Raw genomic sequence first — 13,667 nt, forward strand, 5'->3', positions numbered from 1 at the left:
CGTCGCTCATGGATGATCTGTTGCGGGAGTTTTTGACGGAGACCAGCGAGAGCCTGGACACCGTGGACAATCAATTGGTGAAGTTCGAGCAGGAGCCGAACAACGCCAAGATCCTGGATAACATCTTCCGCCTGGTTCACACCATCAAGGGCACGTGCGGCTTCCTCGGCCTGCCCCGGCTTGAGGCGCTGGCCCATGCCGGCGAGACCTTGATGGGCAAATTCCGTGACGGCATGCCGGTGACCGGGCAGGCGGTGACGGTGATCCTGTCCTCGATCGACCGCATCAAGGAGATCCTGGCCGGGCTCGAGGCGACCGAGGCCGAGCCCGAAGGCAACGACCGCGACCTCATCGACAAGCTGGAGGCGATGGTCGAGCAGGGCATGGCGGCAATGGCGGCCGGCAGCGCTGCTGCTCCTGTCGCTGACGCCCCGCCGCTGGCGCCGGAAGCACCGGCCGCTGCGCCCGCACCCGCCAAGGAGATGACCACGGGCTCGCTGATCGAGCAGACGCTGGAGCGCCCCTTGCGTCCGGGCGAGGTCTCGCTCGACGAGCTCGAGCGCGCCTTCCGCGAGACCGCGATCGAAGCGCCGGTGCCTGCGCCGGTTGCCAAGGCTGAAGTGAAGGCCGAGCCCGCGCCGGCCGCAGAGGCTCCCGCAAAGGAAGCCGCAAAGCCCGCCGCCAAGGAGAAGGCCGCGCCGAAGAAGTCGATGGCCGACGAGGGCGCCAGCGAGGGCGACCGCATCGCCAACCAGTCGATCCGCGTCAACGTGGATACGCTGGAGCACCTGATGACCATGGTCTCCGAGCTGGTGCTGACCCGCAACCAGCTCTTGGAGATCTCCCGCCGCAACGAGGACACCGAGTTCAAGGTGCCGTTGCAGCGCCTGTCCAACGTCACTGCCGAGCTGCAGGAAGGCGTCATGAAGACGCGCATGCAGCCGATCGGCAATGCCTGGCAGAAGCTGCCCCGCATCGTCCGCGACCTCTCGAGCGAACTGGGCAAGCAGATCGAGCTGGAGATGCACGGCGCCGACACCGAGCTCGACCGCCAGGTGCTCGACCTGATCAAGGACCCGCTCACCCACATGGTGCGCAACTCCGCCGATCACGGCCTGGAGACCCCCGCCGAGCGCCTGGCCAGCGGCAAGGGCGAGCAGGGCACCATCCGCCTGTCCGCCTATCACGAGGGCGGCCACATCATCATCTGCATCGCCGACAACGGCAGAGGCCTCAACACCGAGAAGATCAAGGCCAAGGCGCTCTCCAGCGGTCTCGTCACCGAGGCCGAGCTGGAGAAGATGAGCGAAGCCCAGATCCACAAGTTCATCTTCGCGCCGGGCTTCTCGACTGCGGCTGCCATCACCTCGGTCTCCGGCCGCGGCGTCGGCATGGACGTGGTGCGCACCAATATCGACCAGATCGGCGGCACCATCGACATCAAGAGCGTGGCCGGTGAAGGAAGCTCCGTCACCATCAAGATCCCGCTGACGCTCGCCATCGTCTCGGCCCTGATCGTCGAGGCCGCCGGCGACCGTTTTGCGATCCCGCAGCTCTCGGTGGTCGAGCTGGTGCGGGCCCGCGCCAACTCCGAGCACCGCATCGAGCGCATCAAGGACACCGCGGTGCTGCGCCTGCGCAACAAGCTCTTGCCGCTGATCCATCTGAAGAAGCTGCTCAAGATCGACGACGGCGCCGCCAGCGATCCCGAGAACGGCTTCATCGTGGTCACCCAGGTCGGCAGCCAGACCTTTGGCATCGTGGTGGATGGCGTCTTCCATACCGAAGAGATCGTGGTGAAGCCGATGTCGACCAAACTGCGGCACATCGACATGTTCTCCGGCAACACCATTCTGGGCGATGGCGCGGTCATCATGATCATCGACCCCAACGGCATTGCCAAGGCGCTCGGCGCCGCCGGCTCCTCGGCCCACGACATGGGCGACGAGAACGGCGCCCACCACATCGGCTCGGGCGAGCAGACCACCTCGCTCTTGGTGTTCCGCGCCGGCTCGTCCCAGCCCAAGGCGGTCCCGCTCGGGCTCGTCACGCGCCTGGAAGAGCTGCCCGCCGACAAGATCGAGTTCAGTAACGGCCGCTACATGGTGCAGTACCGCGAGCAGCTGATGCCGCTGGTGGCCATGGAAGGCGTCACCATCGCGAGCCAGGGCGCCCAGCCGATCCTGGTGTTCGCCGACGACGGCCGCTCCATGGGCCTCGTGGTCGACGAGATCATCGACATCGTCGAGGAACGGCTCAACATCGAGGTCGGCGGCTCCTCCTCCGGCATTCTCGGCTCGGCCGTGATCAAGGGCCAGGCCACCGAGGTGATCGACGTCGGCCACTTCCTGCCGATGGCGTTCTCCGACTGGTTCACCCGCAAGGAGATGAAGCCGTCGCTGCACTCGCAGTCGGTGCTGCTGGTCGACGACTCTGCGTTCTTCCGCAACATGCTGGCGCCCGTGCTCAAGGCCGCCGGCTACCGCGTCCGCACCGCGCCGACCGCGCAGGAGGGCTTGGCGGCGCTGCGGGCCCAGAGCTTCGACGTGATCCTGACCGACATCGAGATGCCCGACATGAACGGGTTCGAGTTCGCGGAAGTTATCCGCGCCGACAACAACCTCGCCGCGACGCCGATCATCGGCCTGTCCGCGCTGGTGTCGCCGGCGGCGATCGAGCGCGGCCGTCAGGCCGGCTTCCACGACTATGTCGCCAAGTTCGACCGTCCCGGTCTGATTGCGGCGCTGAAGGAGCAGACCGCGGGCGCCGCCGGCGCCTCCGAGCTGAGCCGGGCGGCGGCGTAGAGCATGATCCGGAAAAGTGTGAAGCGGTTTTCCGAGAAGATCATGCTCAAACAGAAGAGCGTTCGGGATCAGGAGCCAGATCGATGACCAGCAAGACCCAGTCCAGCGAAGGCGCCATGGTCGAATACGTCACCGCGATGATCGGCGGCCAGCTGTTCGGCCTGCCGATCTCGCGCGTCCAGGACGTGTTCATGCCCGAGCGCGTCACCCGCGTGCCGCTGGCCTCGCGCGAGATCGCCGGCGTGCTGAACCTGCGCGGCCGCATCGTCACCGTGGTCGACATGCGCGCCCGGCTCGGCCTGCCCCAGCCTGAGGACGGCAAGACCGCGATGGCGGTCGGCGTCGATCTGCGCGGCGAATCCTATGGCCTGCTCATCGACCAGATCGGCGAGGTGCTGCGCCTGCCCGAGGACGGCAAGGAAGAAAACCCCGTCAACCTCGACCCCCGCATGGCCAAGCTCGCCGGCGGCGTCCACCGCCTCGACGGACAGCTCATGGTCGTCCTCGACGTCGACCGTGTCCTCGAGCTCGAAACCAAAGTCCAAATGGCTGCGTGAGCCAACGAAACATCGGAGCCGGAGAACCAACATGAAGACCTGCTTGGTGGTCGATGATTCCAGCGTGGTGCGCAAGATCGCCCGCCGGATCCTGGAAGGCCTGGAATTCGAGGTGACCGAAGCCGAGGACGGCTCGAAGGCGCTCGAGATCTGCCAGCGGCAGCTGCCCGATGCGGTGCTGCTCGACTGGAACATGCCCGTGATGGACGGTTTCGAATTCATGGGCCACATGCGCCGGCTGCCGGGCGGCGACCAGCCCAAGGTGGTGTTCTGCACCACCGAGAACAATGTGGCTCATATCGCCCAGGCGCTCAGCGGCGGCGCCAACGAGTACATCATGAAGCCCTTCGACAAAGACATCATCGCCGACAAGTTTGCGGAGGTCGGCTTGATCCCGGTCGGACAAGCCATGGTCTGAGTGAGTCTGGCCCGCGCATTTTGGCCAGAGTGTTCCAGTACAGCTTCGAAGAGGCTATTCGTGACCCCGACCGAGTATGAGTATCTGCGTAAGTTCCTGAAGGACAATTCCGGGCTCGACCTGTCCGCAGACAAGCAATATCTGATCGAAAGCCGCCTGCTGCCGCTCGCCCGCAAGGCCGGGCTCTCCGGCATCGCGGAGCTGGTGCAGAAGCTGCAAGGCGGCTCGCGCCAACTGATCACCGATGTGGTCGAGGCCATGACCACCAACGAGACCTTCTTCTTCCGCGACAAGGTCCCGTTCGATCATTTCCGCGACACCATCATGCCCGAGATCATCAGGGCGCGCGCGGCCAAGCGCAGCGTGCGCATCTGGTGCGCCGCGGGCTCGACTGGGCAGGAGCCCTATTCGCTGGCGATGTGCCTGAAGGAGATGGGCGCGGCTCTCACCGGCTGGCGCATCGAGATCATTGCGACCGACCTGTCGCAGGAGGTGCTCGAGAAGGCCAAGGCCGGCGTCTACAGCCAGTTCGAGGTGCAGCGCGGCCTGCCGATCCAAATGCTGGTCAAATATTTCAAGCAGACCGGCGAGACCTGGCAGGTCAATCCCGAATTGCGGGCGATGATCCAGCATCGCCAGCTCAACCTACTGCATGACTTTTCTCAGCTCGGCACCTTCGACGTCATCTTCTGCCGCAACGTGCTGATCTATTTCGACCAGGACACCAAGATCAACATCTTCAACCGGCTGGCGCGGCAGATCGAGCCGGACGGCTTCCTGGTGCTGGGCGCGGCTGAAACCGTGGTCGGCCTGACCGATACGTTCCGCCCGCTTGCGGAGCGGCGCGGCCTCTACAAGCCGAACGATCCGCGTGCTGCAGCCGCCAAGCCCGCTCTCGCCGGCGCGGCGCCGCGCCTCGCGGCCGTGGCAGGACGATAGACATGGCCGAGGACGGCAAGGGTACGGAACGCGTAACTTTCAGTCGCGGCTATGATGTCTGCATCATGGCCATCGACGGCACCTGGCGCCGCGACTGCAAGCTGAACGCGATCTCCGACACCGACGCCATTCTCACCGTGGAAGGCTCGATCCAGGGGTTGAACCTGAAGGAGTTCTTCCTGCTGCTGTCGTCCACGGGCCTCGCATATCGCCGCTGCGAGCTGGTCCGCGTCAACGGCGCCGAAATGGACATCCAGTTCCTGCGCGGCAAGAACAGGAAGAAGCGCGGTGCCGGCGGCGGCCATGACGCTGCGGCGTGATTGCCCGCGTCTGTTGCCGCCCTTTTTCCGTCCGCTTGCTTCACATTTTCTGAAAACATCCGAACGAATTCGCGACAGCAGCTTTACGTGGCCTAAGCGCGAACCGTGTATCCGTTGATGGTCTCAATGTCAGGATACGGAAATGCCCAGAAGTTCTCTTTCCCCCATCCCGTCCAACCTGCCCGACGGCACCGAACGGCGTGCGCTTCAGCTCCTGGTGGTCGATGACGACGCCACGCAGCGCAGCCTGATCACGGTCGCCGCCAAGCAGGCCGGCCACGAAGTCACCGTGGCGCCGTCGGTAGCGGATGCGATCGAGAAGCTGCGCGCCGCCCGCTTCGATTGCGTGACGCTGGATCTGGTGCTGGAGGACGGCGACGGCATCGACGTGCTGCGGGAAATGGCGGCGGCGAAGTTCGGCGGTGCCGTGATCGTCGTCAGCGGCATGGATGGCAAGCGCCGCAGTGCCGCCCGCAGCTTCGCCCGGTCCGTCGGGATCGAGCTTCAGAGCCTGCCGAAGCCGCTCGATCTTGCGGCCCTGCGTATCAGCCTCGCCAATCTCGGCAAGACCGCGATGGGCCTGCCCGCGATCCACACCTGGGGCGGTGTCGCCACCGATGCGATCGTGGAACGGCACCGCGCTTAAGGCATGATCCGGAAAAGTGCGAAGCGGCTGTCCGGAAAGATCATGCGCAAACAACAACCTAAAGCGCGACGACACTTCATCTAAGGCTCATCGCGCTTTAGTCTTGCGGAGCTGCCATGCGATGGGATGCGGCCGGCGCGACGCGCCGATCACGATTTATGCCGGGTTGCCGGATTCTGACAAGCATTGCAGGGCGTGGCCAAGGTCGGCTCGACAGGCGTTGAGGGCGGCGCTCGCCCTCGCATAGCGCGGCGTGAGGTCGTCGAGCACGAAAATATCGGTGGAACCGGCCGGATCGCCGTGCGCCAGGCCCGTTTCCAACACGCCGGTCTCCATCATCGCTGCGTCGATCAGGCGCATGCTGCTCTCGATCCGTGTGATCAGAGCGCGAAGATCGGCGGCGATCAACTGACGGCTGTCGGTTTCGGGCATCGCGACAAGCGGGGATGTGCCTGCGAAATTTAGCATGGATATTCTCCGTACCCCGCAATTAGGCACCTTGCCGCTACTTGTGCGTTAAGTCCATGTCCCGTACAAATACGGGTGGGCCGAATCCGCGCCGAACGCCATAAACGGTTGGCGCGGACGCGAGTCCTTCATGCCAACCGGATGTGGCACATGGCCGAACAAAATTCTCGCGGTGAAATCTTCGTGGTCGACGACGATCCTGCCGTTCGCGACACTCTGTCGATGGTGTTGAAGGCGGCGGGCTATGAAGTGATCTGCTTCGCGGACGGCGCAGCGCTGCTCTCCGTCGCGCGAAACCGCACGCCTGCTGCGATCCTGCTCGACGTGCACATTCCCGGAAAGTCGGGCCTCGACATTCTCAAGGAGTTGCACGGCGAGGACTATCCGGCGCCGATCTTCATGATCTCGGGACAGGGCGACATCGCGATGGCGGTCGGCGCGATCAAGAGCGGCGCACTCGACTTCATCGAGAAGCCGTTCCGCGGCAGCGAGATCGTCGGTCGGCTCGACGAGGCGATCGGCGCCTATGCGCGCAGGCAGGCGGAGAACGCCTCGCCGAAGTTCGGCTCGCTGCATTCCCCCGGACGCGAGCCGCTGACGCGCAGGGAGCGCGAGGTGCTCGAGCAGTTTGCCTCCGGTGCGTCCAACAAGGAAGCCGGCCGCACGCTCGGCATCAGCCCGCGCACGATCGAAGATCACCGCGCCAACATCATGAAGAAGCTCGGCGCGCGCAACGCCGCCGATCTGATCCGCATCGTGATGACTGCGGCTCAGCGCGCGTCGTAGAGCTGTTGTACCCCGGGTGAGCCAACGGGTCGGCGCGAAGCGCCGCCCGATGACAGGCTCCGCGATACCCGGGAACGCTGCTGCGGAAGTCTCGGATACCGCTTCGCTCATCCGGGCTACGAGCTGCGCCTCGTCCGGGACGCGAGATGCTCCTCATCCGCTCAGCGCCTTGCGGATGATCCGCGCCAGATCCGATTTGCGATAGGGCTTGGCCAGCAGCATCACGCCGGAATCCAGCCGGCCGTGATGGATGATCGCATTCTCGGTGTAGCCGGAGGTGTAGACCACCTTCAGGTCCGGGCGCGTCTTCAGAAGCTCGTCGGCGAGCTGCCGTCCGTTCATCTTGCCGGGCATGATGACGTCGGTGAACAGAAGGTCGAACGGCTTTCCGGCGGCGACGATCGCGAGCGCCTCCGCCGCGTTCGCCGCCTGCAAGGTGACGTAACCCAGCGAATGCAGCTGCGCCAGCACGTAGTCGCGCACCAGCCGGTCGTCCTCGACGACGAGGATTGTCTCGTGGCCGCCCTCGATCGTCGCCGGCGTCACGCCCTCGCCGACCGCTGTCGGCGTCTTGCCGGGCGGCAGGTACATCTTGATCGTGGTGCCGTGGTCTTCCTCACTGTAGATCTTGATGTGGCCTGCGGGCTGCTTGATGAAACCGTAGACCATTGAGAGCCCGAGCCCGGTGCCCTTGCCCGGTCCCTTCGAGGTGAAGAAGGGGTCGAACACCCTCGTCAACATGCTCGCAGGGATCCCGGTGCCGGTATCGCTCACGGCGATCAGAACGTAGTGCCCCGGCGGCACATCGTTTGCGCTGGCATAGGCCTCGTCGAGATAGGCGGCGCCGGTCTCCAGGATCAGCTTGCCGCCGCCGGGCATAGCGTCGCGGGCGTTGAGGGCGAGGTTGAGGATCGCGGTGGTGAGCTGGTTCGGATCGACGATCGCGACGCAGTTCTCGTCCTCGAAAACCGATTCGATCTGGATCTGCTCCCCCAGCGTCGGCCGCAACAGCTTCGCGGTGTCGACGACCAGCGAGTTGATGTCGATCTCGCGCGGCTGGAGCGGCTGCTTGCGCGCGAAAGCGAGCAGGTGCTGGGTCAGATCGGCGCCGCGCGCGGCCGCCTCGTCGATCATCTTCGTGATGGCCGCAAGCTGCGGTTCCTTCTCGACGGCCTCTGCGAGGATCTCGATCGTCCCGGTGATGACGGTGAGAATATTGTTGAAGTCGTGCGCCACGCCGCCGGTGAGCTGGCCGACGGCCTCCATCTTCTCGGCATGGCGGATGCGCTCCTCGGCAGCGATCTTGTCGGTGAGGTCGCGGTAGAACACGTTGAACAGCAGGCCTTCGCGGCGCTTCAGCGCGGTGACGCTCAGCTCGGCCTTGAATTCCTTGCCGTCGCGGCGGCGGCACAGCAGCTCGCGGCGGCGGTTCAGCGTCCGGCCGTCCTCGTTCGCTAGGAATTGCTTCAGGCCCGCCCGCACTCTCTCGCGTTCGCTCTCGGCGACGATGAGGTCGATGGTGCTCTTGCCGAGCACCTCCTCGCGGCGCCAGCCGAACAGCTGCTCGGCCTGCGAGTTCCAGTTCAGGATGCTGCCGGTCTCGTCGGTCTGGATGAAGGCGTCGAGCGACGTCTCGACGATGTTGCGGGCGAGCCGCTCGCTCTCGCGCAGCGATTCCTGCGCGAGCCGCGCCTCGGTCATGTCGCGCCCGACGAAGAAGTAGCGCTGCGCCTGCTCGGACCAGCTTCCGAGCCAGGACAGCCAGACCTCGTGACCGTTATGGTGGAAGCAGCGGGTGTCGGCGAGCTTGACGCGCTCGCCCTGGCGCATCGCGCGCATCTCGGCGCGGGACTGCTCCAGATGACCAGGATGGATGAAGTCGGCGCCGCTGCGGCCGATCATTTGTTCCGGACGATAGCCGAGAATGGCCTCGCTGCTCGGGCTGATCTGCGCGATATGGCCCCGCGCGTTCATGATCATGATCAGGTCCTGCGACGTCTCGAAGATCTGCCGCCGCTCCTCGAGCTGCTGCTGCACCGCCCGCTCGGCGCGCCGTGCCTCGGTCAGGCTGCGCGCGCTGCCGGAGGCGCCGATGATCTCGCCCGACGGACCTTTGATCGGCGACAGGCTGAGCGAGATCTCGACCGGCGTGCCGTCCTTGCGCAAGCGCACCGTCTCGAAGCGCTCGATCGTCTCGCCGCGGGCGATCCGCTGCAAATATTCCTTGCCATCCTCGCGGCGGTCGGGAGGCACGATGATCGAGGTGGATTTCCCGATCGCCTCGCTCGCCGAATAGCCATAGAGGCGTTCGGCGGCGGGATTCCAGCCTGTTATGACGGCATCGAGCGACTGCATAACGATTGCATCGTCGGACGATTCCACCGCCGCGCTGAACAGGCTCTCGCGCGCCGCGTGATGGCTTCGCGCGGCCTCGGTGCGGCGGTGCTCCCGGACCTCGCGCTCCAGAGCAGCGGTCTTCACGCGGGTCTCTTCGACCATCCGGGCGAAAGCCCGCGCCAGCACGCCGGTCTCGCCGCCGGCATCGATGGGGATGTTCGCTGGTTTCCCATGCCCGATCGCCTCCACGGCCGCGGTCAGGCGGCCGATCGGACGGGTCAACGAGCGCGCCAGCAGCACCGCGAGTGAAGCCGCAGCGAGGACGGCGAGCACGCCGACCAGTAGGGACGTCTTTTGAATGGCGGCCGGCACCCGGCCGAATACGGCGGGCGGAATGGTCACGATGATTGCGACCCATTCCTTGCCGGCCAGCAGCGCCGGCGCCATTGCCGCGCCGCTCGGCCGCCCCGACCCATCCGTCATGAGCCGTGTCGATACGTCCGAGCTGCCGGCCAGGGCCGAGAAGAATGGAAAATCATCGCGCCAGTTGGTGGCGTGGCCGCGCTGCGAGCCGAATTCGCGCGCGCGATCGGGATGAACGAGATAGTCGCCGCGCGAATTGACGACGTAGATCTCTCCACCCGAGCTCGCCGTCCCGCGGACGTGGTCGAGAGCCGGACGCATGTCGATATTGGCGATAATGATGCCGAACGGCTTGCCATCCGGCGTGAACAGGGGCGTCGCGGCCCGCAGCGTCGGAATGTGCAAGTCCATGGTGCCGCCCTGGCGTGTCGCGAGCTCGATCGGCGAAACGTAGATCTCGCCCGGCGCCAGCCGAATCGTGTCCTGAAAATAGGCTCGGTCGCTCTTGTGCTCCAGCTCGCTGCCAGGGACGATCCTCGCCGCTCCGTTTGGACCAGAGCGGTCGACGCGGACCAACTCGCGCTGCTGGTCGTCAAGACCGATGATTCGAAACTGCCCGTAGCTCGGCTTGGCCTCGATCTCGGCTGCGAGCCGCGTCGCGATACGCTCGCGCCAGGTCTGCTCCGAGACGCCGTCCACAGGGTCAATTCCTCCAGCGACGTGAGCGCGGATCAGACCGTTGATGGCTGCGGCGGAGCGATAGCCGACCAGGTCGCCGCGAGCTCCGGAAACGTAGGATTCCAGGCTGGTCGCAAGCAGGCGTGACTGGGCCTCGACTCGCTCCAGCACGCGCGGAATGACCGCCTGCGTGGTGTTGCGGTAGCCCAGCCAGCCGACCGCGGCCACCGTGACCGCGACCAGCAGGATCATCGCGATGGTGAGCCGCGTGGCGAGCGTCATCGGGATGATCACAGGACGTCCCGCACGATCCTGGCCGATCTGGCCTGAAGCAGATGAGCCCTCGTTATCGGTGGCCGGAGCGGACATCGGACCCCTCCGCCTCGCCGGCCTTCAGGCAGCCATCGACCGCGGCGAGCAGCGCGCCGGGTCGGAACGGCTTCTGCAGGCTTGCCACCGCCCCGAGCTTGGTCGCCATCTTCAGGAAGTCCGGCTCCGCATAGGCATCCGGCGCGGCCGAACGGCCGGAAATGACGATGATCGGAATGGCCGGGGCCGACGCCCGGATATGACGCATTGTCTCCAGCCCATCCATGCCGGGCATGAAGATATCGAGAAACAACAGATCGAACCGGCTGGCCTCGAACAGAGCAAGTCCCTTGCAGCCGTCGCCGGCGACGGTGACGTGATGACCGGCCCCCTCCAGGAGCAGCCGGATCGTGATTTGAACGGCCGGGTCGTCATCCACGATCAGGATGTTGGCCACGTCTGAATTCCTCCGGGCCGGATGGGGGCATTCCCCGCGGCCACAAATCAAACCATCAAAGATGAAATTGTTGCGCGGATTCCGCCCAGCCTGCAAGCACTTCGCGAGCGGCGTGCGGCCGCTTGGCCGGCCATGGCAGACGCCCTCACTATGCATGGTTCCGTGCATATCACGCCCCAAGTCTGCGCGTAGCCTGAGAACTATTGTTCTCGCCGTAGTTGTACGGGCGCCCGTTTTCACCGGAGATTAAAGGCGGCGGGCCAGACTCGGCACCGTTCCAGACGTCAATTGTCACGGATTGCATTGCCCCGTCCGGGCACCAAAGCGGGCCCGCCGATCAGACCAATTCAGTACGAGAGACTTATGTTCAAATCGATGGCGAATACCGGAATTCGCACCCGGCTGCTCGGCGGCTTCGCGCTCATCTGCATGCTGCTCGCGGCGACCGTGATCTACACCGTCACCGCGGTCTTGGACATCTCCTCGCGCATCAATACCGTCACAAATCAGCGGGCGCCGGTCGCGATTGCGAGCACCGAGCTGGTCGGCAATCTCTACTCCACGCTTTCGACGCTGCGCGGCTACCTCTTGACCGGCGACGCGCAGGGTAAGCGCGACCGCGCCGCGGTCTGGGCCGAGCTCGATCGCACCATGGAAGCGGTCGACCGTATGGCCGAAGGATTTTCCAGCCCGGAGAACAAGGTCAATTGGCGCGAGGCGAGGGCGCTGATTGCGGAATTCCGCCAGGCCCAGGACAAGGCCGAGCTGGCCGCCTTCACCCCATCGGCCTATCCGGCCAGCGAGCTCCTGACGAAAGAGGCCGCGCCGCTGATCGCGACGATGTTCGCCGAGATCACCGCGATGATCGACGAGGAGGAGATGCTTGAGGCGACGCCGCAGCGCAAGCATTTGCTCAAGACCTTCGCCGACGTCCGCGGCAATCTCGCCGCGGCGGGATCGCAATTGCGGCTCTATGTGGCCTCCGGCGAAGCCGCCGACCGCGACAAATTCGAGAAGCCGCTTGCGACATTCCGGGCCGCGCTCGCCTCGGTCGGGGCGCAGCAAGCCCTGCTGACCTCCACCCAGAGAACCGCCTATCAGGCCATCGTGAAAGCGAACGAAGCCTTCACGGCATCGCCGGGAAAGATCTTCGCGATCCGCCAGACGCCGCAATGGAACATGCCCGTGTTCATCCTGTCCACCGAGGCGGCCCCTCGTGCAGCCCGCATCCTCGATCTCCTCGACGGCCGCAAGGACGCGGAAGGCAAGCGGTCCGGCGGCCTCAAGAGCGACCAGCAGTCGAAGCTCGCCGCGGATGCCCGCCGCGTCGCCGACAAGACCGAGAGGCTGCTGCAGCTGCAATGGATCCTGCTCGTCGCGGGGCTTGCGCTCGGCACCGCGATCGCGATCCTGGTTGCGCGGTCCATCACGCGCCCGATCATCGAGCTGGTGGGAGATTCCGCGCGTCTGTCCGGCGGCGACACCAGCGTCGAATTTAGGACGGCCGAACGCGGTGACGAGATCGGAACCGTCTCTCAGGCGGTGGCCAAATTCCGCGACAATGTGATCGCCCAGCAGCAGGCCGCGGCAGGCCTTGCGCGCGAGGCGGAGGCGCGCGAAGCCACCAATCGCAACATGGAGAACGCGGTCGAGGAGTTTCGCGCAACCTCGCGCGACCTGCTCGCGCTGGTCGGCGAGAATGCGGGCACCATGCGCCAGACCGCGGAGAACCTCGGCGGCATCGCCCATCATGCGACGAACCAGGCCACGTCCGCGGCCGCCGCGTCCGAGCAGACCGCAGTCAACGTCCAGACCGTTGCCGCCGCCGCGGAGCAGCTTGCAAGCTCCATCGTCGAGATCGGCCGCCAGATCGAACTGTCGAACAAGACGGTGCGGTCTGCGGGCGAGGTGACCGCGCGCTCGGAGGCGGAGATCGAGGGTCTCGCGCATGCCGCGCAGAGCATCAGCTCGGTGGTCGATCTGATCCAGGCGATCGCGGCTCAGACCAACCTCCTTGCGCTCAACGCCACCATCGAGGCGGCGCGCGCCGGCGAGGCCGGCCGCGGCTTTGCTGTGGTCGCCTCCGAGGTCAAGGCCCTGGCCGATCAGACCCGCAACGCGACGCAGGATATCGCCCAGCACATCGCCGCGATCCAGAACTCGACCGGCAGCGCGGTCGCCTCCGTCAAGGAGGTGACCACCGCCATGCGCCAGATCGACGAGGTCGCCGCCGCGATCGCCAGCGCCGTGGAGCAGCAGGGCGCGGCGACGCGGGAGATTTCGCAGAACGTCCAGATGGCAGCATCGGGGACCCAGACGCTCGCAACCAGCATCGGCACCGTCTCTGGCGCGATCACGGAACCCAGCCGCTCTGCGGACGAAGTGATGGGGGCAGCGAATGAAGTCTCGGGGGCGTCCGAGCGCCTCGCCGCCGAGGTCCAGGCCTTCTTCGTCAAGCTGCGCAACGGCCCGATGGATCGCTGCAGGAGCCTGGATCCCGATGACCGCGGGCCGGAGCGGCGCAGCCACCAGAACGCGGCCTAAAACGGAATGACCGAGGCTTTAATCGATGCCGCGGGCTGCAG

The 13,667-nt window shown here is 65.6% G+C and carries 11 protein-coding genes; 8 read left to right on the forward strand and 3 right to left on the reverse strand.

Translation table 11 applies throughout. The annotated features are described in order from the left end of the window. The first annotated feature begins 8 nt into the window (after positions 1-8). The 6 genes from X268_RS34030 to X268_RS34055 all read left to right on the forward strand — a co-directional run bounded on the left by X268_RS34030 (position 9) and on the right by X268_RS34055 (position 5,684). Complete coding sequence (locus X268_RS34030; RefSeq protein WP_128923795.1) at positions 9-2,804, forward strand: hybrid sensor histidine kinase/response regulator; 2,796 nt, start codon at positions 9-11, stop codon at positions 2,802-2,804. A gap of 83 nt (positions 2,805-2,887) precedes the next feature. Further along, positions 2,888-3,361: a chemotaxis protein CheW gene (locus tag X268_RS34035; protein WP_128928999.1), complete on the forward strand. Its 474-nt coding sequence runs from the start codon at positions 2,888-2,890 to the stop codon at positions 3,359-3,361. Between the two features lie 31 nt (positions 3,362-3,392). Then, positions 3,393-3,779 carry a response regulator gene (locus X268_RS34040; RefSeq protein ID WP_018321619.1) on the forward strand — a complete coding sequence of 129 codons (387 nt, stop codon included), beginning with the start codon at positions 3,393-3,395 and terminating at the stop codon, positions 3,777-3,779. 60 nt (positions 3,780-3,839) lie between these two features. Next, positions 3,840-4,718, forward strand: a complete 879-nt coding sequence (locus X268_RS34045; RefSeq protein ID WP_128929000.1) for a CheR family methyltransferase — start codon at positions 3,840-3,842, stop codon at positions 4,716-4,718. Between the two features lie 2 nt (positions 4,719-4,720). Next, on the forward strand, positions 4,721-5,038 hold the full coding sequence (locus X268_RS34050) for a PilZ domain-containing protein (protein WP_128929001.1): 318 nt from the start codon (positions 4,721-4,723) through the stop codon (positions 5,036-5,038). 142 nt (positions 5,039-5,180) lie between these two features. Continuing rightward, positions 5,181-5,684, forward strand: coding sequence for a response regulator (locus X268_RS34055; protein WP_128929002.1), 504 nt, complete (start codon positions 5,181-5,183; stop codon positions 5,682-5,684). Positions 5,685-5,840: 156 nt separating this feature from the next. Here X268_RS34055 and X268_RS34060 read toward each other — a convergent pair whose 3' ends face one another. Next, positions 5,841-6,152 (reverse strand): hypothetical protein, encoded by a 312-nt coding sequence (locus X268_RS34060; RefSeq protein ID WP_128929003.1) that lies wholly within the window; start codon positions 6,150-6,152, stop codon positions 5,841-5,843. Between the two features lie 150 nt (positions 6,153-6,302). Between X268_RS34060 and X268_RS34065 the strand changes: the two genes are divergently transcribed. Continuing rightward, positions 6,303-6,938 (forward strand): response regulator transcription factor, encoded by a 636-nt coding sequence (locus X268_RS34065; RefSeq protein WP_128929004.1) that lies wholly within the window; start codon positions 6,303-6,305, stop codon positions 6,936-6,938. A gap of 153 nt (positions 6,939-7,091) precedes the next feature. On the opposite strand, the gene X268_RS34070 is transcribed toward X268_RS34065, so the two are convergent. After that, the gene (locus tag X268_RS34070) at positions 7,092-10,685 is read right to left on the reverse strand and encodes a PAS domain S-box protein (protein ID WP_128929005.1); all 3,594 of its coding nucleotides are present in this window, start codon (positions 10,683-10,685) and stop codon (positions 7,092-7,094) included. Next, positions 10,663-11,082 carry a response regulator gene (locus X268_RS34075; protein WP_128929006.1) on the reverse strand — a complete coding sequence of 140 codons (420 nt, stop codon included), beginning with the start codon at positions 11,080-11,082 and terminating at the stop codon, positions 10,663-10,665. Before X268_RS34075 ends, X268_RS34070 begins: the two co-directional genes overlap by 23 nt. A gap of 363 nt (positions 11,083-11,445) precedes the next feature. On the opposite strand from X268_RS34075, the gene X268_RS34080 reads away from it, so the two are divergent. Further along, on the forward strand, positions 11,446-13,626 hold the full coding sequence (locus tag X268_RS34080; protein ID WP_128929007.1) for a HAMP domain-containing methyl-accepting chemotaxis protein: 2,181 nt from the start codon (positions 11,446-11,448) through the stop codon (positions 13,624-13,626). Positions 13,627-13,667 lie beyond the last annotated feature (41 nt).

The organism is Bradyrhizobium guangxiense (genome assembly GCF_004114915.1).
In the GTDB taxonomy this organism is placed as follows: domain Bacteria; phylum Pseudomonadota; class Alphaproteobacteria; order Rhizobiales; family Xanthobacteraceae; genus Bradyrhizobium; species Bradyrhizobium guangxiense.